This window comes from Hymenobacter daeguensis, from assembly GCF_054780555.1.
In genome coordinates, this window is the sequence record NZ_BAAGWC010000007.1 from 26,627 (window position 1) to 50,441 (window position 23,815).

A 23,815-nucleotide genomic window follows, 5' to 3' on the forward strand; every position below is an offset into this window, starting at 1 on the left:
CACCCATGAAAATTCTATACGGAGTGCCCGGCGAGGGCCTGGGCCATGCCACGCGCAGCAAAGTGGTCATCGGCCACTTGCTGGCCGAAGGCCACGAAGTGCAGGTGGTGAGCAGCAGCCGCGCTTACCGGATGCTGGCCGCTGCCTTTCCCGGCCGGGTGCACGAAATCAGGGGGTTTCACCTGGCCTACAATGGCCTGGCCGTGAGCAAGGCCCAGACCGTGAAGCTCACCCTGCGCACCGCCCCCGAAGACCTGCAGGTGAACTTCAGCAAGTACCGCGAGCTGCTGGGCGGCTTCGAGCCCGAGGTGGTGGTGTCGGATTTCGAGTCGTTCAGCTACCTGTTTGCCAAGCTGAAGCGGCTGCCCGTGGTCAGCATCGACAACATGCAGATTATCAGCCGGGCCCGGCTGAACGTGAAGGTGCCCGCCGCTGAGTTTGGCAACTACCAGGTGGCCAAAGCCATTGTGCGGGCCAAGCTGCCGCGCAGCCGCCACTACTTCGTCACCACCTTCTTCGGTTTGCCGCTGAAGAAAAAGCGCACTACCTTGGTGCCGCCCATCATCCGGCCCGAGATTCTGGCCGCCGTGCCCAGCCAGGGCAGCCACGTGCTGGTGTACCAGTCGGCCACCACGCAGCACGACCTGGTGCCGCTGCTGCAGCAGCTGCCCGAGCAGGAGTTCCGCGTTTACGGCTTCAACAAGGAGGAAGACCACGGCAACGTGCAGCTCCGGGCTTTCTCCGAAGCCGGCTTCATTGCCGATTTGGCCAGCGCCCGCGCCATCGTCACCAACGGCGGGTTTTCGCTGATTTCGGAGGCGGTGTTTCTGCACAAGCCCATTTGCGCCATTCCCATTCCGGCCCAGTTTGAGCAGTGGCTGAACGCCGCCGAAGTGCAGCAGATGGGCTACGGCCGGCATTTCGCGGCCATCACGGCCGAGAACCTGCGGGCGTTTCTGGCCGGGCTGCCCGCTTTTGAAACGGCCCTGGCCAGCTACCAGCAGCACGGCAACGAAGTGCTGTTTGCCCAGCTCGACGAGCTGCTGGCGGACATTGGCACGCAGCACCTGCCGGGCGAAGCCGCGCCGCAGGAAGAATCCTGGGGGGGAGAGTAGGGCGGAAGTAGCGCGAACTTCGTAGTTCGCGTTCCCGTGCTGTTCATCCGAATCGTTCTGCCACGCGAACCACAAAGTTCGCGCTCCTTTCCGCGCCACCATTCCTTGTTCTATGACGCTTCGCTCCCTTCGTTTCTGGCCTCTGCTGCTGCTGGCCGCCGCCTGCGCCCGCACCCCGCGCCCGGGCGCCAACCTGGCCAACAAGTACCACGACGCCACCATTCGCCAGATTGGCACGGCGCAGGACGAGCGCAATACCACCGCCCTTCTGCCCTTCCTCGCCAACGCCAACCCCGCCTACCGGCGCGAGGCGGCGCTGGCGCTGGCCTCGGTGCAGGCCCCGGCCGCCGTGCCCGGCGTGCTGCCGCTGCTGTGCGATGGCGGCCAGCGCCTGCGCCGCGCCGCCACCTACGCCCTGGGCCAGACCGGCGACAGCACCGCCGTGGACAGCCTGCGGGTGCGCGTGCTGAAGGAAACCGACGGCACCGTGCGCCGCTACGTGCACGAAGCCCTGGGCCGCACCGTTACGCGCCACAGCCTGCCCGAGCTCTGGCGCGTGGAAATCCTGACCGACACCGCCCGCGCCGCCGCCCTGGCCTGGGGCCTGAGCCGCGCCGCCCTGCGCGGCCTCACCTCGCCCGAAACCATCCGGCGCACCGTGCTGCTGCTGAACTCGCCCCGGCTGCCCGTGCGGGGCCGGCTGGCGGCCGTGGTGGCGCTGAGCCGCACCCGGGGCCTCGATGCCGACCTGAAACGGCTGGCCGAAAGCACGCTGCTGCGGGTGGCGCAAAAAGACCGCAGCTACGCCGTGCGGGCAGCTGCCGCGACTGTACTGGGAAAAATAGCAGCCGTTTCGCCGCCGGCTGGCTCAACGGCCGGCCGGGTGGCCGGTAGCCCCGCCGATGTGCTGGCGCGACTGGCCGTGAAAGACCGGGACTACCGGGTGCGCCTGATGGCCATTCGGGCCCTGCCGTTCGATGCGGAAAGCTACCCACTCAGCCGCAAGGCCGTGTTTTTCGCGTTGAACCACGACCGCGCCCCGGTGGCCCTCACGGCCGCCGAGTGGCTGCTGGCCCACGCCAGGGGCGAGTCGGGGGCGGCGCTGGCGGCCCTGGCCGATGGCAGCAAGCAGGCCTCGGTGCGGGTGCGGGCGGCCCTGCTGCGGGCGGCCGTGCACCACGCCAGCCCGGCCGCCCGGCCCAGCCTGGTCGAAACCATTGAGAAGCGCTACCCGGCCGCGCCCACGGTGTACGAGAAGGGCTTTTTGCTGGAAGCGCTGGGCGAAGACCCGGCCGCGTTCGACTTCGTCCGGATGGAGGCGTTTGCGCCGGGGCAGTCGCCGGTGGTGGCGGGCTACGCCCTCAACGCCCTGCTGGCCATGCGCCGGCTGCCCGACTTCCCGGCCGGCCGCCACGCCGATTTTGCCCTGGCCATGCGCCAGGGCCTGCGCAGCGGCGACGTGGCCCTGCTCGGCACCGCCGCCGAAGCACTGGGCGACGCTAAAATCTACCCCACCGCCCAGCCCGCCGACCTTACCGCCCTGCGCGACGCCCAGGCCCGGCTGCAGCTGCCCACCGAGATTGAGGCCTGGCAGAGCATTCAGCAGGCCCTCGACAAGCTGGAAAAAGCCCCGAAGCCCACGCCCACGCCGCTGGCCACCGCCACCCAACATCCCATCGACTGGGCGGTGGTGCAGGGCGTGCCGCTGGGCCAGCAGGTGCGCCTGCGCACCAGCAAGGGCATTATCCTGCTCGAGCTGAAGCCCAACGAAGCACCTGGCGCAGTGGCCAGCTTCGTCACGCTTATCAGGCAGCACTTCTACGACAACCTGTATTTCCACCGCGTGGTGCCCAATTTCGTGGCCCAAGGCGGCGACCCGCGCGGCGACGGCAACGGCAGCGCGCCCTACAACCTGCGCTCCGAGTTCGGCGACCTGCGCTACGAGGAGGGCAGCGTGGGCCTGGCCTCGGCCGGCAAGGACACCGAGAGCTGCCAGTTCTTCATCACCCACACGCCCACGCCGCACCTGGACGGCCGCTACCCCATTTTCGCCCAGGTGGTGGGCGGCCTCGACGTGGTGCACAAGCTCGACATCGGCGACCAGATTCTGGGCGTGGAGCTGGTGCCGGTGCCCGCGCTGTAGTTTTTTAGCGTCCGTGATGCCGTGCGTAGCGCAGCACGACAGGCGCTTTATTTATTTGCGCTCCTCTCAACTACCCGGTCTTCTTCGCTATGAGTCAAATTGCCACCTACGCCCAGCAGCTTCAAAATCTCGTCGTCCTTTACCTGCCCCGTGTGCTCATGGCCCTGGTGGTGCTGGTGGTGGGCTGGTGGCTGATTGGCTGGGTCAGCCGCCTTGTGACGGCGGCTTCCCGGCACCTGGATGTGTCGCTGGCTTCGTTTCTCAACAGCCTGGCCACCATCGTGCTCAAAGTGCTGCTGCTGATTTCGGTGGCCGGCATGGTGGGCTTCGAAACCACGTCGTTTGTGGCCATTCTGGGGGCGGCGGGGCTGGCCGTGGGGCTGGCCTTGCAGGGCACGCTGGCCAATTTTGCCGGCGGCGTGCTCATCCTCGTGTTCAAGCCCTACGTGGTGGGCGACACCATTGAGGCGCAGGGCAAGGCGGGCGAGGTGCGCGAAATCCAGATTTTCAACACCATCCTCGTCACCGGGCAGGGCGATACCGTGATTCTGCCCAACGGCACCACGTCGAACTCCGTCATCGTCAACAAAACCACCCAGAACAAGGCCCAGGTCGAAATCCTGGCCGATGTCGACAACGCCACCAACCTCGACGAGCTTCGCGCCTGGGCCATCCCGCTGATGGCGGCCGATGCCGACGTGGTGGCCGTGCCGGCCCCGCAGGTGGCCGTGACGGCGCTGCGGGCCGGGGGCGTCACGCTGGCGTTCCGGGCCTACACCCTGGCCGGGCACAACGGCAGCGCCCAGAGCCGCCTCATCGAGCAGCTGCAGCGCGGCATGGCCCAGCACGGCGTGGGCAGCCCGGTGCCGGTGTCGCACGTGCGGACCCTGCCCGGCTAGCCATTCATCGGCCCGGCCGGATACGGGAATACCATTATTCCATGATAAACGTTGTGCGCTCCTGATAAGCTGAACATTTAGCATCCTTTCGCTGGGAATCCGCTACTAAATTGGTGCCGTAAATAGCCCTCCACAAGCATCATTGCTCTTCCACGTTTCCCGCTGTGAATCAACCTGACATGACCCGCGCGCAGCTGGAAGCGGCCCTGAGCCGGTTGCGGGCCGAAAACGAAGACCTGCGCGCGCAGCTGGCGGCCCGCCCTGCCGCTACCAACCCGCTGGCGCCCGAGCCCGCGCAGCTGGAGCAGCTGATGCAGGGCATCTACTCGGCCGTGGTGTTTACCGATACCGCCGACCGGATAATCTGGGCCAACGACGGCTTCGGACAGCTCTATGGGGTGGAGGTGGCCCAGCTGGTGGGCCAGCCGGTGAAGCAGTACCTGCGCCCCCTGCTCACCGAGCCCGCCACCCTCAGCTACATTCAGGAGAGCCTGGCGGCGCAGGTGGCCTTTCAGTACGAAGTGCCCCGGCCGGGCACCGGGGGCGGCTGGATACGCGTGAAGGTGCTGCCCATTCGCAGCGCGGCGGGCGAGGTGGTGGTGATGGCCAAGCTGGTCGAGGACATCACCGAATGGAAGAAGGCGCTGGCCGAAACAGAAGTCCGCTTTCAGGCCCTGGCCGAAAATGCGCCCGGCGTGCTCTACGAGTGGCGCAAAAACGACGACAACAGCTTCGAATTCATTTACGTGAGCCCGAAGATGTATGAGCTGTTTGGCATTCAGCTGGAAGAGGTGGGACGGATGCCCGAATTCATTCACCCCGACGACCGGCCCGGCTTCATGCAGTCGATGGCCACGGCGGTGGGGAACCGGCAGCACTGGAATTTTGAAGGCCGCGTGGTGGTGGCCGGCCAGCCGCTGCGCTGGATGCAGGGCAGCGCCGCCGTTATCGGCACCGATGACCGGGGCGTTATCTACAGCGGCATTCTGCAGGACATCACCCCCCTGAAGCAGGCCCAGGCCGTGCTGCGCGACAGCGAGCTGCGGATGCGCCTGGTGGTGGACGGCTTCGGCGACGGCACTTGGGAGCTGGACCTGCACACCCACCAGCTCACGTTCTCGCCCGAGTACAAGGCCATGCTGGGCTACGGCAGCCAGGATTTCGACGACCTCTACGAAACCTGGCTGGGCCACATCCACCCCGACGACCTGGAAATGGTGCTGACCGTGGTGCGCGAGTACGTGCGCGGCGAGATTCCCGCCGCTGCCGCCGAGTACCGGATGCGCTGCAAAGACGGCACCTACAAGTGGGTGCTGAGCCGGGCCGTGATAACCGAGCGCGACGCCCTGGGCGAGCCCCGGCGGCTCAGCGGCCTGCAAAGCGACATCTCGGCCCTGAAAGAAACCCGCGAGGCCCTCGATGCCTCCGTGCGGCGGCTCTCCACCGTGATTGCCAACTTCCAGGAGGGGCTGGTGCTCGAAGACGAGCACCGCCGCATCATGCTGGTCAACGATGCCTTTTGCGAGCTGCTGGCCAAGCCCACCACGCCAACCCAGCTGGTGGGCCGGCAGGGGGCCTGGCTGGCCGAGGGCTCCAAAGCCTACGTGCGCTACCCCCACCGCTACGTGGCCCGCATCGCGGCCCTGTTGCAACGGCGCAAGCCCGTGAGCGGCGACATCATCCCGCTGCTCGACGGCCGGGTGCTGCAGCGCGACTTCACCCCGATTTTCGACGGCCACCGCTACATCGGCCAGATGTGGAAGTTTCAGGACATCACGGCCCGCACCAGGGCCGAGGCCGACCTGCGCCGCAGCGAGGAAAAATACCGAAGCATCATCGAAAACATGTCGCTGGGCCTGGTAGAGGCCGATTTGAACGACCACCTGCTCTACGCCAACCAGAGCTTCTGCGACATGACCGGCTACTGCACCGACGAGCTGGCCGGCCAGCGCCTCTCGCCCCTGCTGCTCGACGGCGACGACCTGGCCATGGTGGAAAACAAGCTGCGCACCCGCCAGGACGGCGTGTCGGACTCCTACGAAATCGTGGTGACCACCAAGGCCGGCGAGCGCAAGTGGCTGCTGGTGAGCGGCGCCCCGCTCTACAGCGACGACCACCAGCCCATCGGCTCCATCGGCATCTACCTCGACGTGACGCCCCAGAAAAACCTCGAAGCCAGCCTGCGCGAGGCCAAGGCCCAGGCCGAAATCAGCACCCGCGCCAAGCAGGATTTCCTGGCCAACATGAGCCACGAAATCCGCACGCCCATGAACGCCATTCTGGGCATGAGCCAGCTGCTGGCCCAAACCGAGCTCAGCGGCCCCCAGGCCAGCTACCTGCACGCCATCTCGGCCTCGGCCGAAAACCTGCTGGTCATCATCAACGACATCCTGGACCTGTCGAAAATCGAGGCCGGCCACATGGCCATCGAGCGCATCGGCTTCAGCCCGCGCGAGGTGCTGGCCCAGGTAGAGAAAACCCTGCACTACAAGGCCGAGGAAAAGGGCCTCGACTTCACGATACAGGTGGGGCGGGGCGTGCCGGAAGTGCTGTTCGGCGACCCCTACCGCCTCACCCAAATCCTGCTCAACCTGGCCGGCAACTCCGTGAAATTCACCGAGCGCGGCTCCGTCACGGTGGCCTGCTCCCTGCTCGAAGCCCTGCCCGACGGCGCAGTGTGCGTGGAGTTTGCCGTGGGCGATACCGGCATTGGCATGGATGCCGAGTACCTGGCCCAGATATTCGAGAACTTCAGCCAGGAAGACTCGTCGGTGTCGCGCAAGTTTGGGGGCACCGGGCTGGGCCTGGGCATCAGCAAGAAGCTGGTGGAGCTGCTGGGTGGCGAGCTGCGCGTGAGCAGCCAGAAAAACTGGGGCACCACCAGCCGCTTCGCGCTGCGCCTGGCCCCGGCCACCCCCGCCGACCTGCCCCAGCCCCAGCCCAGCGCCGACCTGAGCAGCCTGCGCTACGCCCTGCGCGGCAAGCGCGTACTGCTGGTCGAAGACAACTCCTTCAACCGGATGCTGGCCGGCGTGTTTCTGGCCAACCTGGCCATGGACGTGACCGAGGCCGCCAACGGCGAAATCGCCGTGCAGCTGGCCCAGACCCAGTCCTTCGACCTCATTCTGATGGACGTGCAGATGCCCGTGATGGACGGCTACGAGGCCACCGCCATCCTGCGCCAGCAGCAGGGCCTCGCCGTGCCCATCATCGCCCTCACGGCCAACGCCATCAACGGCGAGCGCGAAAAATGCCTGGCCGTGGGCATGAACGACTACCTCACCAAGCCCTTCCAGGAAAACGCCCTCATCCGCATCGTGCAGGATTGGGTGCTGGGCCAGACACAGCCAGCCGGGTAGGGGAGGGCTATATTTGGCAACCCCCTTTTCTATTTCCTGATGAAGCATTTGCCTCTTTATTTCCCCTGTGCCTGTTGGCCCTTCTCCAGCTAACTATTCGCCTCCCGGCGGTAGCGGCAGCTACCGGTAATTTTTCAAAAGTGAGCGCCACAGCCATCGATGCGGCAGGAAATGTGTGCCTGGCCGGGGCTTTAGGAAATGCAACAGTGCCGGGTGCCACCACCCCGCCCCAATCGGAACCGAAGCCGCGCTTGGCCTGCAAGGACTGCCCGCCGGCCTCTACCTGCTGCGCGGGGCCGGCCCGGCCCCGCGCCTGATGGTGGAGTAGGGGAGAGATGAACGAAAAGCCCGTCATGCGGAGCGCAGCCGAAGCAGCTCGCGTGCAGTAGTAATCCAGGCATCAGGGTTTACTATTGCGGTAGAGATGTTTCGGCTGCGCTCCGCATGACGGGCTTTCGGTTGCGGCATCTGTGCTGCCCTGGCGCTCTGCCCCGAAACCTTCGCCCGGCCAACGGGTTTCTTTTCCTGCCTCTTACTTATCGCCTTATTTCTGTGCCCATCCTTCCTGATTCTTTTGCAGCCGAGCTGGCCCTGGCCCATGCCTCCGTGCCCGATGCCCTGCCCGGGGCGGCCTTCTGCGCCCTGGCCGATGGGCTGCTGGCCCTGCTCTTTCCGCACCGCGCCGAGCGGCCCCTGGCCACGGCCGATGCCGTTGCCTCCGAGATTTATCATTTCCGGTCCGAGCTGGCCATTCTGCTCACCAAGGTGCCGGCCCTGCCGGCCCCGGCCGGGGCGCTGGCCGACGAGTTTACGGCCCAACTGCCGGCGCTGCGGGCCGCGCTGCTGCGCGATGCCACCGCCATTCTGGCCTCCGACCCCGCCGCGCAGGGCATTGGCGAAATCATCAGCTCCTATCCCGGCTTCTATGCCACGGCGCTCTACCGGGTGGCGCACGCGCTCTACCAGCGCGGGCTGCCGCGCCTGCCGCGCCTGCTGAGCGAGTACGCCCACCAGCGCACCGGCGTGGATATTCATCCGGGGGCGCACATCGGGCCGGCGTTCTGCATCGACCACGGCACGGGCCTCGTCATCGGCGAAACAGCCGTGATTGGGGCCAACGTGCAGATTTACCAGGGCGTGACCCTCGGGGCCCTGAGCGTGACCAAGGGCCTGCAGGGCCAGAAGCGCCACCCCACCATTGAGGACCACGTGGTGATATATGCGGGGGCCACCATCCTGGGCGGCAGCACGGTGGTGGGGGCGCACAGCGTCATCGGCGGCAACGTCTGGCTCACGGAGAGCGTACCCTCGCACTCGCGCGTCTATCACCGCGCCCACATCAACATCTCGCGCAGCGTGGACCCCGCCGCCGAGCTGGTTTTTTCGATTTAACCGTAGCGCGGACTTTGTAGTCCGCGCATTGGTCGTTCAAAAATGCGCGGACTACAAAGTCCGCGCTACAAGCAACCCAAACCTTTACTTACCCCCATGAAAGCCAATACCATTCTCGACACCATTGGCAACACGCCGCTGGTCCGCCTCAACAAACTATTCGCCGCCACCCGCCCCGACGTGGAAATCTGGGTGAAGCTGGAGCGGGCCAACCCCGGCGGCTCCATCAAGGACCGGATTGCGCTGAGCATGATTGAGCAGGCCGAAAAGGATGGCCTCATTACCAAAGACAGCCTGATTGTGGAGCCCACCTCCGGCAACACCGGCGTGGGCCTGGCCCTGGTGGCCGCCGTGAAAGGCTACAAGCTCACGCTGGTAATGCCCGAAAGCATGAGCATCGAGCGCCGCCGCCTGATGGCCGCTTACGGGGCCAACCTTGAGCTCACGCCCCGCGAAAAGGGCATGAAAGGCGCCATCGAGAAAGCCCAGGAAATGGTGAAGAACACCCCCGGTGCCTGGATGCCGATGCAGTTCTCGAACCCCGCCAACCCGCAGGTGCACGCCCAGACCACGGCCCAGGAAATCCTGCGCGACGCGCCCGAGGGCTTCGATTTCCTCATCACCGGCGTGGGCACCGGCGGCCACATCACGGCCGTGGCCGAAACCCTCAAGCCCCACTTCCCCAACCTGAAAACCTTTGCCGTGGAGCCCGAGGCTTCGCCCGTTATCAGCGGCGGGGCCCCGGGGCCGCACCCCATTCAGGGCATCGGCGCGGGCTTCATCCCCGATAACCTGCACACGGTCATTCTGGACGGGGCCATTCAGGTTTCGCAGCAGGAGGCCTTCGACATGACCCGCCGCGCCGCCCGCGAGGAGGGCCTGTTCGCCGGCGTGTCGTCGGGCGCGTCGCTGGCCGCCATTGCCAAAAAGCTGCCCGACATGCCCCAGGGCAGCCGCGTGCTCACCTTCAGCTACGACACCGGCGAGCGGTACCTGTCGGTAGAGGGGCTGTTTGTGTAGTGTAGGGGCGGGGCTTGCCCCCGCCCGCCGTCGGCATCGGCGCATACAATTGTCGTTCAACGACGGGCGAGGGCAAGCCCCGCCCCTACAGCCAAATGACTTTACCAATTAAACGCCCGGCCGGATTTCTGGCCGGGCGTTTTGCTTGCCGCAGCATTGGGGCCTACTTTTAACGATTGTAACCCCCTCACCCCAACCCCCTTCACCGACTGCTGACCAAAACCCTCTTCACCCCCTTTTATTTCTGTATGAAAAAACCCATTACCCACCTTCTAACCCTGGCCCTGAGCGCCCTGGGGCTGGCCACGGCCCCGCTGGCGCACGCGGCCTACACGCCCGTTACCGTGACGGGCTACAACGCCGACGTGGTGGCCAACGGCACCGGCACTTCCATCAACTCGACCACCATTGGCATCGACGCGGGCGGCTACGTGTTCATGGCCCAGGACTACAACCCGACGGGTACTTCCTACCTGCCCACCAGCGGCCTCATCAACAGCGCGGCCACGGCAGGCGTGACCTTCCAACTGGCCTCCTATGCGGCCAGCAACTCGCTGCGGATTCCGGCCAGCGGCACGGGCACCGGGACGGGCACGGGCACGCTCACGTTTGCCACGCCGCAGTCGGCCGGCGAGGTGTACCTGCTGGCCACCTCGGGCAGCGGCGCGGCCACCGTGGACGTGACCGTAACGTTCAGCGACGGCACCACGCAGGTATTTGCCGGCCAGACCGTTTCGGACTGGTACGGCGGCGCGGGCTACGCCATTCTGGGCCTGGGCCGGGTGCAGCGCGGCGTCGAAAACCGGGAGAACAACGCCTCGGACCCGCGCCTGTATCAGATTCGCCTCACCATTTCCACGGCCAACTTCGCCAAGCAAATCCAGAGCATCGGCTTCTCGAAGACCTCGACTTCGGGTGTGCTCAACGTGATGGGCATCACCATCAACTCGGTGTGCAGCGGCACGCCGGCCGCCGGCACGGCCACCAGCACCACGGCCAGCGCCTGCGTGGGCAACAGCTTCACGCTGAACACCACCGGGGCCGCGTTTGGCTCGGGCATCAGCTACCAGTGGCAGAGCAGCCCCGCCGGCGCCAATACCTTCACCAACCTGGGCGCTTCGCAGGCCACGGCAGCCTACACCGTGGCCAACCAGACGGCGGCCACCGACTACCGCGTGGTGGTGACCTGCGCGGGCAGCAACCTGTCGGCTACCTCGTCCGTCATCGCCGTGGCCCAAAGCTCCTTCCTCAACTGCTACTGCACGCCCACCGGCGGCAGCTGCACCAACGAGTGGATTCGCGGCGTCAGCTTCGGCGCCCTCACCAACACCAGCGCCTGCACCAGCGGCGGCTACGTGAGCTACACCACCAACACGGCCCTGACCACCACGCTGGCCCCCGGCACCACCTACCCGCTCACCCTCGACCTGCACATCAACGCCACCAACAGCCAGGCCGGCGTGTGGATTGACTACGACCACAGCGGCACGTTCGACGTGAGCGAATACACGCTCATCGGCACGGGCCCGGCCACCGGCTTCACCGGCCTCGACCTGAGCCTGACCGGCTCGGTGGCCGTGCCGGCCACGGCCCTCACCGGCCCCACCCGCATGCGCGTGCGTTCCAACAACGGCGGCGTGGTGGGCAACCAGGCCTGCTTCAACAGCTATTTCGGGGAGGTAGAGGACTACCTCGTGACCATTGCCCCGGCTACGGCCTGCACCGGCACGCCCACCGGCGGCACGGCCACGGCCTCGTCGGCCACGGTGTGCCCGGCCACCTCGTTCATTCTGCGGGCCAGCGGCTACACCACCGGCGCCACCGGCCTCAGCTACCAGTGGCAGAGCAGCCCGGCGGGAGCCAATACGTTCACGCCCATCAGCGGCGCTACCACCGTGCCCTACACCGTGCCCAGCCTGACGGCGAACACCGACTACCGCCTGCAAATCACCTGCGCGGGCAGCGGCGCCTCGGCCGTGTCGGCTCCGGTGAGCGTTACGCTTTCGCCCTTCACGCAGTGCTACTGCACGCCCACCTACGTGAGCGGCGGCAACACCGACATCATCCGGACGGTGACGGTGGGCACCCTGAGCAGCAACACCAGCACCCTCGGCAACGTGGCGCCCTATTACCATGACTACAGCGCCCAGCAGCCCGCCACCCTGGCCATTCCCAGCCTGCCCGTGAGCCGCACCACCAACGTCACGCTCACCTTCGGCTCGGATGTGAACCAGTACAGCGCCCTCTGGATTGACTTCAACCACAACGGCATCTTCGACAGCTCGGAATACTTCACGCTCGGCACCAACGCCGGGGCCAGCGGCACGGCCGTGATTCCGGTAGCCGTGCCAGCGGCGGCCCTGCTCGGCCAGACCAAGCTGCGCGTGCGCGGCGGCGACGACCTCACGCCCCTGGCCACGCAGGCCTGCGGCGCGTCGCAGTCGGACTACGGCGAGGCCGAAGACTACACCGTGAACCTGGTGGTGGCCACCGCCAGCCGCACCGGCCAGGCCAACGTGGCCCTCAGCGCCTTCCCCAACCCGGCCACGGCCACGCTCACCGTGCAGGTGGGCCTGGTGGGCCCGCAGGCGCAGGTGGCCCTCACCGACCTCGCCGGCAAAGTGCTGCAAACGACGGCAGTGACCAGCCAGACGGCTCGCTTCGACCTGAGCGGCCTGGCCGCCGGCATCTACCTGGTGCGCTACCAGGATGCCAGCAATACCCAGACCATCAAGGTCAGCAAGCAATAGGCTGAATTGATGTAAACGTAAAAAGGCCCCGCAACCTGGTTGCGGGGCCTTTTTATTGGCTGCCTGGGTGGCTCAGCCAAACGCCGGGTTAGTCAATCACCAGGCGGCGGTTCAGCTTGGTGCCATCGGCCAGGCGGACTTCCAGGGCATATACGCCCGGAGCCACGCCCGCCAGATTCAGCGGCTGCACGGCTGCTTTCACCTGCGCGAGCTGCAGGGTGCGCACCTGCCGGCCCAGCGCGTCAATCACGCGCAGCTGCACGTCCTGGCTGGTGGGCAGGTTCAGGTCGAGGCTGAACTGGCCGTCGTGGCTGGGGTTGGGGTACACGTCCAAGGCATTCAGCAGCTGAGCCGTGGCCGCGCCGGTCACTGTGCCGGCCACCTGGAAGTTGAGCGTGTACTCGCAGCCGAAGTCGCCGCTCAGGATGCGCAGTACGTTGCCGGCCGAGTTCAGAATCCGCATGCTGCCGTTGCCCACCGTGGGCGAGGCCCACCAGGCAAAGCCGTCGCAGCCGGTATCGGCCACGCGCAGCGAGTAGCAGCCCGGTGCCAGGCGCACGTTGTCGTTGTAGGTGGTGAGGCTGGTAGCCCCCGTGCGCTGTGCCACCACGTTGCCGGCCACGTTCAGAATCTGCCAGCTGGTTTCGTTGATGCCCGATACACCGCCCGCGTTGTTGGTGGTCATGTTCACCGTGATGGAGCCCGGCAGGGTCATGGTCGCGTCGAACTTGGTCGTGAGGGTGTCGTTGTAGGCGTTCTGGTCGCGGGTGCCGTTCGGGCTGGCCGTCCAGGCCTGGAAGCGGCCGCCGGCCGTGTTGTTCATCAGCGTAGTCAGGGCGGGCAGGGTCACCAGCGTGTCGCGGCCATACGAGAGGTTGCCGGTCCAGTTATAGGTCTGCAGGGGGCCCCGGCCTTTCACGCGGTAGGCAATGGTGACGGCCGTGAGGCGGTTGCTGCCCAGGTTGCGCAGGCGCACCTGGGGGCCGCCGCAGGTGGGGTTTTCGCGCACGTAGTTTTCGTTCGAGTTCGGCGAGATGATTTCATCCAGCGAAGCATCGCTCTGGAAGTTGATTGCTCCCGAGCTCACCAGCTGGCTGCTCCAGATGTACTGCGCCGAAGCGGCCGTCTGGTTGGCGGCGGTGTAGGGCTGCATGTTCAGGTCGAGGCTGAAGGGCTGGCCCGGCGTGGTGAGCGTGGTAAGCGGCTGCGCAATGCGGCGCACCACCGCGCCCGGGCACCAGTTGCCGCGGTTATACACCCAGGTGCCCGTCTGCGGGTACACCTCGTTTTTGCCGCAATCGTCGCGCCACAGAAACGTAGTGCCGCGCGTTTGGTTATCAACCAGCAGCGAGTAGTAGCGGCGGCAAAACTCGGCGCAGTTCACGGGGTCGGAGCCGTGGCCCGAAATCAGGCTTTTGAGCACAATCGTGCCCGCCGACGGAGCCGTGAAGCTTTTGGCCGGCAGGTGGCTCTCAATCGGGTCGGCCGTCACGCCGTAGGCAAACGTGCCGTTGTACACGTTGCGCACGTCAATGGGGTCCTGCGGCGGCGTACCCTCAATGAAATCAAGCCGCACCGTCACCCGGAAGCCCCACGAATACCCCTGGTACTCGAAGCGGTAGCCCGGGGTGCCCACCAGCAGGGGGGCATAGTCGGTCACGTCCACCACGTAGTCGTGGGTGTGGTCGGTGGCCAGCCAGTCGGTGGCGTAAGGAGTCATGATGCGGGCCAGCTCCAGCGAGTCGTGGGCTGGCGGCTGCAGAATTACGCGGGTGGTGTAGTCCCACGAGCCGCAATATTGCGTGCCGGCCGGGCAGGCATAGCGACTCAAAATGTAGTGCATCAGTATTTTGCGGTACCGACGGCCGGCCGCCGGCATCACGGCCGTGGTGTCGTAGTTGCCGTAGTGCGTGAGGGGCCGACGGTTGAAAATGGTGACGCGGGTAGTGTCGCCGGGGGCTGCCAGGCTGCGCTCGGGCAGGGCCAGCATTGCCGTTACCAGGCCGAGCAGAAAGAGTATTTTTCTAAACATAAGCGAATGAATGATTTAGGCCTCAAGATAGAAACGGAAACCCATACCTGCCTACTTGCCCGCACTTGCCCCCGCGGCCCGGACCGCCGCCCCGCCCCCGGCAGGGGAGCTGCTGCTGTGCAGCGCCGTGCATTTGGGCACTATTTGGTATCAAATTCTTAACACTCCCGCCAAAAGCTGCTAAGCCTGCTAATCGGCCCGCTGCCAGAATATTCAGCCCGCCCCGGGAAAAAAATAGCGGTGCCAGGGCGCTGCTGCCAGCCGGACCATGCCCGCCTTAATCGACGCTTGCCGCACAAACTCCCCAAAACAAAACAGGCCGCCACAACTTGGGTTGTAGCGGCCTGTTTGCCTTCATTCACTTCAGTGGAGAATATCGGAGTCGAACCGATGACCTCTTGCATGCCATGCAAGCGCTCTAGCCAGCTGAGCTAATCCCCCTGATTTGGTTGTTTACCGCCGTGCCAGTTGCGCTTTGGTTCGACAAAAGTACGGCCGATTTGCGGTTTGGCAAGCCCTGACCGTACTTTTTTCCTGTCTTTGCCACAACCCTCAAATAATCAGCCACAAAAAAAAGGGCAGGAATTGCTTCCTGCCCTTTTCGAAGGCTACGCTAAGCCGAAAAGCTTAGTTGAAGATGTAGCGAATGCCAATCTGGCCCTGCCAGCGCGAGCTGATGCCACCCGTGTCCTTGCGGAAGGTGTCGGTCAGCGGAACGCCGGGTGTAATCACGGCAGGCGTGGTGCCGCTGGCGGCGCTCACCAGTACCGGGTTGGTGAGGTAGGGGAACGTGAAGGTGGGCTGGCCCGCCGCGTTGTAGTTGGCAAACGTGAGCGGGTTCGTCTTGTTCGCCGTCTGGAAAGTGCCCCAGTTGCTGTTGAGCAGGTTGCCGATGTTGAAGATATCGATGCTGAGCTGCAGCGTGTTGCGGTTCTCGCCCAGGTTGGTGAAGATGTCCTGCAGCAGTCGGAAGTCCAGGCGGTTCTGCCAGGGGCGCACGGCGCCGTTACGCTCGGCGTACTCGCCGCGGTGCTTTCTCAGGTAACTGTCCTGGTTGATGAAGTTGTCGAGGTCGGTCCACTGCTGGGCAGCGGTGTAGGTGCCACCGCCCTGGGTTGCCGGAATGGTAATGGGGTTCAGAATGATATCACTCTGCGTGCGGGGGATGTACATCAGGTCGTTGGCCGTCTGACCGTCGCCGTTCATGTCGCCCGAGTACACATACGAGTAACGGCCGGCCGGCGCAGCTTCGTAGAACAGCGACAGCGTGGTGGCCAGGTGGCCAACGTATTCCTTGCGGTACGAAGCCGAGGCGATAACGCGGTGCTGCTGCAGGAAGTTGGAGTAGCTGAGCACGTTGGCATTGGGGTCGCCCGATACCGAGCGGTCGCGCCAGATGGACTGGGCAATCGAGCCACCGTCGTTCACCGAGCGCGAGTCGGAGTAGGTGTAGGCTACGCTGGCGTAGAAGCCGCTGCTGAACGATTTCTGCAGCTGCGCCGTGATGGCGTAGGAGTAGCCTTTGTTGGTGTTGCGCATCAGGATGGCGTCGCTGATGTTGGGGCGGGCAGCAGTGTTACCGTTTGCCAGATTGTTCGGGTTTGGCGTCGGAGCGGGGATAAAGCCGTAAATCTGGTTGTTTTTGGTGTTGGTGCCGGGCACGTAGAAAATCGGACGGTTGTCGGGGCCTACGGCGCGGTTGTAAGGAATCGCTTCGCTGCCGGGCAGGTTCACGTTCTGGTGATACACGGCGTTGATGTCCTTCGTGTAGAAGGCTTCCAGGGTACCGATTACGCCGCCGGGCAATTCCTGGTCAACGGCCAGGTTCGTGCGCCACACCTGCGGGAATTTGAAGTCGCTGGCGGTCACGGCAATGTTGTAGGCCGTGTTAGCCGCTGCGTTTTGCGGACGGTAGGCATCCACGCTGGGGTTGAAGTAGGCCGGGGTCGTGCCGGTGGGCACGATGGTGGTGTTGCCGATAGAGCTGAACGAGCCGAACTGCACACCGTTGTTGCTGGCCTGGTTCGAGAGCCACACAAACGGCACACGGCCGGTGAAGATGCCCGTACCGCCGCGCAGCTGCGTTTTGCGGTCGTCGTTCACATCCCAGTTGAAGCCAACGCGGGGCGAGAACAGCACGTTTTTCTTCGGCGCATTGCCCGTGTTGAGCTGCACGCCGTCGCGGAAGCCCGTCAGGGCGGCCACGTTGGTGTTCTGCTGCAGGTCCGAAGTCAGGTAGGGCAGGTCGGCGCGCACACCGTAGGTCACTTTCAGGTTGTTGCGGGGCGACCATTCGTCCTGCACGTACAAGCCCAATTGAGCTGCCGAGATTTCGGCGAAGGGGAAGCCGCCGGGCAGGGCCGAATAAGACAGGTTGTAGCGCTGCGCGCCGGGGCGGGTGCCCGTCAGGGGCGAAACGGAAGGGCCGTTGGTGGCATCGCCACGGGTGTAGTTGAAACCAGCCGAAGCGTAGAAATCTTCCAGCGAGTTGTAGGCGTAGTTGCCGTAGTAGTTCGGCGAGAAGCCGTTCTTGAACTTATAGTATTCGTTGTAAGTACCCACCGTCACGTTGTGCTTGCCGAGGTAAGCCGTGAAGTTGTCGCCCAGCTGATATACGTCCGAGTTCAGGATGTTGAAGGCCGAGAAAGGCTCGTAACCAAACGAGGTCAGCGAGTTCGACGCCGTAATGTTGGCTGTGCCGCTGGCCGTGCGGCCCACCGCGTTGCCGATATCAACCAGCGGGAAAATGCCGCCGCTGCTTTCGCGGAAGTCGCGGAAGGCCGAGTAGCCGGCCGTCAGGTTGTTCGAGTATTTGCCGCCGCCCAGGGTGCTGTTCAGTTCGGCAATAATCGAGTTCAGGTTGTTGTTGATGCGGTAGTACGACGACAGGAAGGGCAGGCCAAACTGCGACTGCGACCGTTGGTTGTTGATGCCGCCCGAGGTGCTCGGTGCGATGTCGGCGTACGACTTCAGGTAGTTGTACTTGATGTTGAAGCGGTTGTTGGCGTTGATGTTCCAGTCGATTTTAACCGTGGCCTTGTCGCTGTTCGACTTCAGGTTGTAGCTTTCATAAGGACCGGGGTTGTAGCCGTACTGCTGCTGCAGGAAGCTGCTCAGGAAATCAAGGTCGCGGGCCGAAGCGTTCGAGATGGTGCTGCCAACCGGAGCCGCCGAGCCGTCGGTAGCGCGGTTAGCCGTGAAGTTGCCCGTGGGCGGGTCATTCCGACGCTCCGATTCGGCGTTGATGAAGAAGAACAGCTTGTCCTTGATAATCGGGCCGCCTACGCGGAAGCCGATGTTGTTCAGGTTGAACTTGGGGTAGTCCGACTTGATGTCGCCCACCTTGCTGCCCACCAAGTCCTGGTTGCGGTAGAAGTCATAGATGGAAGCCTGCACCTTGTTCGAGCCCGAGCGGGTTACCACGTTGATGCCGGCACCCGTGAAGGAGCCCTGGCGCACGTCGAACGGCGCGATGCTCACCTGAATCTGGTCGATAGCGTCGAGCGAGATGGGCTGGGCGCTGGCCTGGCCACCCACCGTCGATGACAGACCGAAGGCGTTGTTGAAGATGGCACCGTCCACGGTGATGTTGTTGAAACCGCTGTTGCGGCCGCCGAAGCTCTGGCCGTTGGCCTGGGGCGTGAGGCGGGTGAAGTCGTTCAGCGAACGGTTCAGGGTGGGCAGGCGCTCGATGGTTTCGCGCTGCACCGTGGTGCTGGCGCCGGTGTGGTCGGCGTTCATCACCGGGTCGCGGCGGCCGCTCACCGTCACCTCGCTCAGCTCCGTAGCGGCATCGCTCAGGGTCTGGTCGAAGCGCAGGTTCTGGCCCAGGGTCAGGTTCAGGCCTTCCCGAACCAGGTCTTTGTAGCCCACAAAGGTCACGCGCACCGTGTAGGGGCCACCCACGCGCATGTTCTGGATGTTGAAGCGCCCATCGGAGTTGGTGGGGGCTACGTATTGCGTATTGGTCGGCGTGTGAATGGCGATAACAGTAGCGCCGGGCAAGCCCTGGCCTTTGCCATCACTGATGACGCCGCTCATCGCGGCCGTGGTGGCACCCTGGCTCCAGCCCAGGTGGGCTGAAAGCAGCAGTACCGCCAGCAGTAAAAAGTGGCGTAAAGATGAATTATTCATAGGGAAATGGTTTGGTGGAAACAGTGAGCTTAGTGAAAGTTAGGCAAAGGTACGGTTGGGCATAAAGAGCCAATATTACGTAAAATTTACTATTTATTGGGTGCTGAACCCTAGTTCTTTAGACAAAACCTTATTCAATTTGCAATACAAAGGTACTCGGCATGCCGCTATAATCGGGGGCGGACGGCGCGGATGAAGCGGCTCAGATAATAGTCAGATTCTAAGCTGTTTTCTACTACGCCCAGCGAGGTCGAGGCGTGAATGAAATCGACGCCTTCCTCATCTGCCACCGTCACCATGCCCACGTGCGTAATGGTGCGGCTGCCGGGCGCCGCTCCAAAAAAAAGCAGGTCGCCGGGCTGCAGGTCCGTGCTTTTAACGGGGTCGCCCCACACGGCCTGCTCGTTGGAGGAGCGGGGGATGCTCACGCCGGCTTCGGCAAACGATAGTTGCAGCAGGCCCGAGCAGTCGAGCCCGAGGCGCGTAGTGCCGCCATATAAATAAGGAGTGCCCTGGTAGGAGCGGGCCGCTTCAATGACGGAGGCCAGCGTGCCGGTGGCGCTGCCCACGCGGGCAGGCCGTTTCACCACCACTTTGTTTTTAGCACCGCTGGGGGCCACGCCCACGGCTTTGGCTTTGCCCACCGGGCGGGCGCTCACGCGGCTGCCACCCTTTTTAAGGCGTACCATCTCGCGGGCCGAGCGGTACTGGCCGTCGCGGTAATTGAGCTTGCGGTGGCAGCTTGCCAAAAAGAGCAAAGCCGGCAGCAGCAGCGGTAGTATCTTCGTTGTCACCCTCCCCATCGGCCGCAAAGATAGTTTGCGCGGCCTTTCTAGTTTTGCCGCTCATGGATTTTAACGTTTTGACTCCCGAATTATTGGTGGCCTTCGAGGCCATCGTGGGCCCCGCGCACGTCCTCACCGCCCAGCGCGCCGAGGCCACCGCCACCGCCGATGCCTACGCCGACTACGGCCGCGACCACACCGAGGACTTTCACTTTGCGCCCGATGTGGTGCTGCGCCCCGGCTCGGCCGAGGAAATCGGCCAGATTATGCGCCTCTGCCACGAGCACCGCCTGCCCGTGACGCCGCGCGGGGCCGGCACCGGCCTCAGCGGCGGGGCGCTGCCCATCCACCACGGCGTGGTGCTCAGCACCGAGCGGCTCAATAAAATTCTGCAGATTGACGAGCGCAACCTGCAGGCCACCGTGGAGCCCGGCGTGATAAACGAAGTGTTCCAGAACGCGGTGAAAGAAGTGGGCCTGTTTTACCCGCCCGACCCCGCCAGCAAGGGCAGCTGCTCGCTGGGCGGCAACCTGGCCCACAGCAGCGGCGGCCCCAAAGCCGTGAAATACGGCACCACCAAAGACTACGTGCTGAACCTGGAAGTGGTGCTGCCCACCGGCGACATCATCTGGACAGCCGCCAACACCCTCAAAAACTCCACCGGCTACAACCTCACCCAGCTCATGGTGGGCTCGGAGGGCACGCTGGGCATCATCACCAAAGTGGTGTTCCGGCTGCTGCCGTTTCCGCAGCACAACATCCTGATGCTGGTGCCCTTCCGGCAGGAAGAGCAGGCGGCCGACGCGGTTTCGGCCGTGTTCCGGGCGGGCATCATCCCGTCGGGCATGGAGTTTATGGAGCGCGAGGCCATTGCCTGGTCGTCCGACTACCTCAAAATTCCGCTCACGCTGCCCGAAGACATCAAAGCCCACCTGCTCATCGAGCTCGACGGCCAGGATTTGGACGAGCTATATAAGGAAGCCGAGCAGGTGTACGGCGTGCTGGAGAAGTACGACGTAGGCGAAATTCTGCTCGCCGACACGGCCGGCCAAAAGGACGACCTGTGGAAGATTCGGCGCAACATCGGCAATTCGGTGCGCTACAACTCCGTGTATAAGGAGGAAGACACCGTGGTGCCACGCGCCGAGCTGCCCACGCTGCTGAAAGGCGTGAAGGAAATCGGGGCCCGCTACGGCTTCAAGAGCGTGTGCTACGGCCACGCCGGCGACGGCAACCTGCACGTCAACATCATTCGCGGCGACCTCGACGACGAGATGTGGAACGTGGGCCTGCGCCAGCCCATCTCCGAAATCTTCGAGCTCTGCGTGCAGCTAGGCGGCACCATCTCGGGTGAACACGGCATCGGGCTGGTGCAGAAAGGCTACATCGGCATCGCCCTCAAGGAAGCCAACCTGAACCTGATGCGCGGCATCAAAAACGTGTTCGACCCGCACGGCATCCTCAATCCGGGCAAGATTTTTTAGCGCCCAATCGCCGCCTGCCAAAACGAAGCAAAGCCAGCCCGGTCGAGGGCTGGCTTTGCTTCGTTTTGGTAAAAAATGCTGAAAAGCTATGCCTGCTGGCTCTTCAGCTTATCCTCGCCGCCGTAGGGCGAGCCAGCTTTGATGTCGCCGCGCAGGCCGCCGTGGTCGGTGGTGCGCGGAGCACCCGTCTGGTTATCGGTGGGCACTTCGCTGGCCTCGGTGGCGGGGCGGCCAGCTATTTCATTGGCTTTGGCCACGTAGCGGCGCTTGGCTTCGTCGGCGGCCACGCCCTTAAACTGGTTCCAGGAGTCCCATTGGGCTTGGGAAAGGCCGGCGGGGCCGCTGGCTTTGTCGGCGGCGCTGGCATCTACTTCGCCGGGCTGCATGTTCACATCGCCTTCGGTGGCTTGCTTGTAGAGGCCGTAGAGCTCGGTCATGTGCGGGGCGGCCACGTCGCCGGGCAGGTTGTTGACTTGCTGGGCGGCGGCCTGGAATTGTGCGTTGAGGTCCATAAAAGTTGGCGTTTGGGGATGGATGGGAAAGAAATGAAAACCAGTAGCCGCCCCCGCATTGGGCGAGGGCAGGCGGAAAAGTGCGGCGTGCTATTCGGTAGGGCAATGTCCGGCCGGGCTAACTTCGTCCACGGAATCCGCGAAATCAGGTAAATCCGATAAATCCGTGGTTCAGACAATACCCCGGGGCTGACCTTTAGGTTGCGGGGTCGTACTTTTGCCAGCAACTATGTGCGGAATAACCGGAGTATTTGCTTTTACCGAAACAGGTCGTCAGTCGCTGGCCAACCTGCAGGCGTCCACCGACGCCATCATTCGCCGTGGTCCTGATTCGGAGGGCCATTTCGTGTACGACCAATGCGGGCTGGGCTTCCGCCGGCTGGCCATCCTCGACCTTTCGGCCGACGGCAACCAGCCCATGACCGACGAGTCGGGCCGCTATACCATCGTGTTCAACGGCGAGATTTTCAACTACCGCGAGCTGCGCGAGAAGCTCATCAAGCGCGGCTGTAAGTTCCACTCGCAGACCGATACGGAGGTCATCCTTCAGCTCTACATCACCGAAGGCCGCGGCTTCATCAAGAAGCTGAACGGCTTTTTTGGCTTCGCCATCTACGACAAGGAGGAGAACTCGCTGCTCATCGCCCGCGACCGGTTTGGCGTGAAGCCCCTGCTCATTTACCGCGACGAAGACAAGCTGTTTTTCGCTTCGGAAATGAAGTCCATCATGGCGCTGGGCGTGCCGCGCAAGCTCGACTACGTGGCCCTGAGCCAGTACCTGCAGCTCAACTACATTCCCGGGCCCGCCAGCATTTTCAAGGGCGTAAAAAAAATGCTGCCCGGCCACTACCTGTATATCAAAGACAACAAAGTAGTTGGCAAGGCCTGGTATAAAATCCCCTACGACCCCAAAAAAGTCGCCAAAAACAAGCTCAGCTACGAGCAGCAGCAGAAAAAGCTGGTCGAGCTGATGGACGGGGCCGTGCAGCGCCGCCTCGTGGCCGACGTGCCCCTCGGCGCCTTCCTCAGCGGCGGCATCGACTCCAGCGTGATTACCGCGCTGGCCGCCCGCCACACGCCGCACCTCAACACGTTCAGCATCGGCTTCAAAGACGAGCCCTTCTTCGACGAAACCAAGTACGCCAACCTCGTGGCCGCCCGCCACAAGACCAACCACACGGTTTTCTCGCTCACCAACGACGACCTCTACGAGCACATCCACAGCATGCTGGATTACCTCGACGAGCCGTTTGCCGATTCCTCGGCCCTGGCCGTGTACATCCTCAGCCAGCGCACCCGCAAGCACGTTACGGTGGCGCTGAGCGGCGACGGGGCCGACGAAATGTTCGGCGGCTACAACAAGCACATGGGCGAGTTCAAGGTCCGGCAGGGCGGCGTGGCGGCCGAAGCCGTGACGGCCCTGGGCTTTGTGTGGGATGCCCTGCCCAAGTCGCGCAACGGCTTCTTCGGCAACCGCATCCGGCAGCTCCAGCGCTTCTCGCGCGGCATGACCTCCGGCGTGAAAGACCGGTACTGGGACTGGGCCAGCTTCGCCTCGGCCGCCGATGCCCGCGACCTGCTCAGCGCCGCCAGCCGCCGCAAAGTGGGCAAGAAAGCCGCTACCAAGCGCCGCAAAGACATTCTGGAAGACCTGCACGCCGACGGCGACCTCAACGAGGTGCTGCTCACCGACATGAAGCTGGTGCTGCCCTACGACATGCTCACGAAGGTGGACATGATGAGCATGGCCAACTCGCTGGAAGTCCGCACCCCGTTCCTCGACTATAAAGTGGTCAATTTCGCCTTCTCGCTGCCCGTGAGCAGCAAGGTGGATGCGAGCATGAAGAAGAAAATCGTGCAGGACGCCTTCCGCTCCGAGCTGCCCGCCGAGCTCTACGACCGGCCCAAGCACGGCTTTGAAGTGCCCCTGCTGAAGTGGATGCGCGGCGAGCTGCGCGGCCTGATTGAAAACGACCTGCTGCGCGATGACTTCATCGAAAGCCAGGGCATTTTTGACGTCGATGCCATTCGGGGACTCAAAACGCAGCTTTTCTCGCGCAACCCCGGCGATGTGCACGCCCGCATCTGGGGCCTCATCGTGTTCCAGACCTGGTGGAAACAATACATGGCCGGCGAATCGGCCACGCCTTCCCGCGCAAGCAAAGGACTGGCCGCCTAATTTTGCCCGGC

The 23,815-nt window shown here is 64.0% G+C and carries 13 protein-coding genes and 1 tRNA gene; 9 read left to right on the top strand and 5 right to left on the bottom strand.

The window, feature by feature from the left end; all coding sequences use genetic code 11:
• Positions 1-5: 5 nt before the first annotated feature.
• The 7 genes from ACYVHT_RS10030 to ACYVHT_RS10060 all read left to right on the top strand — a co-directional run bounded on the left by ACYVHT_RS10030 (position 6) and on the right by ACYVHT_RS10060 (position 12,678).
• Entirely contained in the window at positions 6-1,115 is a 1,110-nt protein-coding gene (locus tag ACYVHT_RS10030) for a glycosyltransferase family protein (protein ID WP_460550625.1), read from the top strand.
• Between the two features lie 112 nt (positions 1,116-1,227).
• Entirely contained in the window at positions 1,228-3,258 is a 2,031-nt protein-coding gene (locus tag ACYVHT_RS10035; protein ID WP_460550628.1) for a peptidylprolyl isomerase, read from the top strand.
• Positions 3,259-3,347: 89 nt separating this feature from the next.
• The gene (locus ACYVHT_RS10040; RefSeq protein ID WP_460550631.1) at positions 3,348-4,157 is read left to right on the top strand and encodes a mechanosensitive ion channel family protein; all 810 of its coding nucleotides are present in this window, start codon (positions 3,348-3,350) and stop codon (positions 4,155-4,157) included.
• A 164-nt stretch (positions 4,158-4,321) separates the two neighbouring features.
• Positions 4,322-7,516 (top strand): PAS domain S-box protein, encoded by a 3,195-nt coding sequence (locus ACYVHT_RS10045; protein ID WP_460550634.1) that lies wholly within the window; start codon positions 4,322-4,324, stop codon positions 7,514-7,516.
• Between the two features lie 552 nt (positions 7,517-8,068).
• Complete coding sequence (locus ACYVHT_RS10050) at positions 8,069-8,908, top strand: serine O-acetyltransferase (protein WP_460550637.1); 840 nt, start codon at positions 8,069-8,071, stop codon at positions 8,906-8,908.
• 96 nt (positions 8,909-9,004) lie between these two features.
• Positions 9,005-9,928, top strand: a complete 924-nt coding sequence (cysK, locus tag ACYVHT_RS10055; protein WP_460550639.1) for a cysteine synthase A — start codon at positions 9,005-9,007, stop codon at positions 9,926-9,928.
• 248 nt (positions 9,929-10,176) lie between these two features.
• Positions 10,177-12,678: a GEVED domain-containing protein gene (locus ACYVHT_RS10060; protein WP_460550642.1), complete on the top strand. Its 2,502-nt coding sequence runs from the start codon at positions 10,177-10,179 to the stop codon at positions 12,676-12,678.
• A gap of 88 nt (positions 12,679-12,766) precedes the next feature.
• Here the strand turns inward: ACYVHT_RS10060 and ACYVHT_RS10065 are convergent, their stop codons facing one another.
• From ACYVHT_RS10065 to ACYVHT_RS10080, 4 genes are all read right to left on the bottom strand, one after another.
• Positions 12,767-14,710, bottom strand: a complete 1,944-nt coding sequence (locus ACYVHT_RS10065) for a peptide-N-glycosidase F-related protein (RefSeq protein WP_460550645.1) — start codon at positions 14,708-14,710, stop codon at positions 12,767-12,769.
• Positions 14,711-15,077: 367 nt separating this feature from the next.
• A tRNA-Ala gene (locus tag ACYVHT_RS10070) sits at positions 15,078-15,151 on the bottom strand.
• Positions 15,152-15,337: 186 nt separating this feature from the next.
• A complete protein-coding gene (locus tag ACYVHT_RS10075) occupies positions 15,338-18,844 on the bottom strand; it encodes an outer membrane beta-barrel protein (RefSeq protein ID WP_460550648.1) in 3,507 nt (1,168 codons plus the stop codon).
• A 167-nt stretch (positions 18,845-19,011) separates the two neighbouring features.
• On the bottom strand, positions 19,012-19,638 hold the full coding sequence (locus tag ACYVHT_RS10080; protein ID WP_460550651.1) for a C40 family peptidase: 627 nt from the start codon (positions 19,636-19,638) through the stop codon (positions 19,012-19,014).
• Between the two features lie 53 nt (positions 19,639-19,691).
• On the opposite strand from ACYVHT_RS10080, the gene ACYVHT_RS10085 reads away from it, so the two are divergent.
• On the top strand, positions 19,692-21,113 hold the full coding sequence (locus ACYVHT_RS10085) for an FAD-binding oxidoreductase (RefSeq protein ID WP_460550654.1): 1,422 nt from the start codon (positions 19,692-19,694) through the stop codon (positions 21,111-21,113).
• A gap of 86 nt (positions 21,114-21,199) precedes the next feature.
• Here ACYVHT_RS10085 and ACYVHT_RS10090 read toward each other — a convergent pair whose 3' ends face one another.
• Positions 21,200-21,625, bottom strand: a complete 426-nt coding sequence (locus ACYVHT_RS10090; protein ID WP_460550657.1) for an acyl-CoA-binding protein — start codon at positions 21,623-21,625, stop codon at positions 21,200-21,202.
• 229 nt (positions 21,626-21,854) lie between these two features.
• Here ACYVHT_RS10090 and asnB point away from each other — a divergent pair, with 229 nt between their 5' ends.
• Positions 21,855-23,804 (top strand): asparagine synthetase B family protein, encoded by a 1,950-nt coding sequence (asnB, locus tag ACYVHT_RS10095; protein WP_460550660.1) that lies wholly within the window; start codon positions 21,855-21,857, stop codon positions 23,802-23,804.
• Positions 23,805-23,815: the final 11 nt, after the last annotated feature.

What these genes read in the sequence shown, in the direction of transcription:
- ACYVHT_RS10030 (WP_460550625.1), top strand. Translation starts at nt 6, where the DNA reads ATGAAAATTCTATACGGAGTGCCCGGCGAGGGCCTGGGCCATGCCACG.
- ACYVHT_RS10035 (WP_460550628.1), top strand. Translation starts at nt 1,228, where the DNA reads ATGACGCTTCGCTCCCTTCGTTTCTGGCCTCTGCTGCTGCTGGCCGCC.
- ACYVHT_RS10040 (WP_460550631.1), top strand. Translation starts at nt 3,348, where the DNA reads ATGAGTCAAATTGCCACCTACGCCCAGCAGCTTCAAAATCTCGTCGTC.
- cysK (WP_460550639.1), top strand. Translation starts at nt 9,005, where the DNA reads ATGAAAGCCAATACCATTCTCGACACCATTGGCAACACGCCGCTGGTC.
- ACYVHT_RS10060 (WP_460550642.1), top strand. Translation starts at nt 10,177, where the DNA reads ATGAAAAAACCCATTACCCACCTTCTAACCCTGGCCCTGAGCGCCCTG.
- ACYVHT_RS10065 (WP_460550645.1), bottom strand. Translation starts at nt 14,710, where the DNA reads ATGTTTAGAAAAATACTCTTTCTGCTCGGCCTGGTAACGGCAATGCTG.
- ACYVHT_RS10075 (WP_460550648.1), bottom strand. Translation starts at nt 18,844, where the DNA reads ATGAATAATTCATCTTTACGCCACTTTTTACTGCTGGCGGTACTGCTG.
- ACYVHT_RS10085 (WP_460550654.1), top strand. Translation starts at nt 19,692, where the DNA reads ATGGATTTTAACGTTTTGACTCCCGAATTATTGGTGGCCTTCGAGGCC.
- ACYVHT_RS10090 (WP_460550657.1), bottom strand. Translation starts at nt 21,625, where the DNA reads ATGGACCTCAACGCACAATTCCAGGCCGCCGCCCAGCAAGTCAACAAC.
- asnB (WP_460550660.1), top strand. Translation starts at nt 21,855, where the DNA reads ATGTGCGGAATAACCGGAGTATTTGCTTTTACCGAAACAGGTCGTCAG.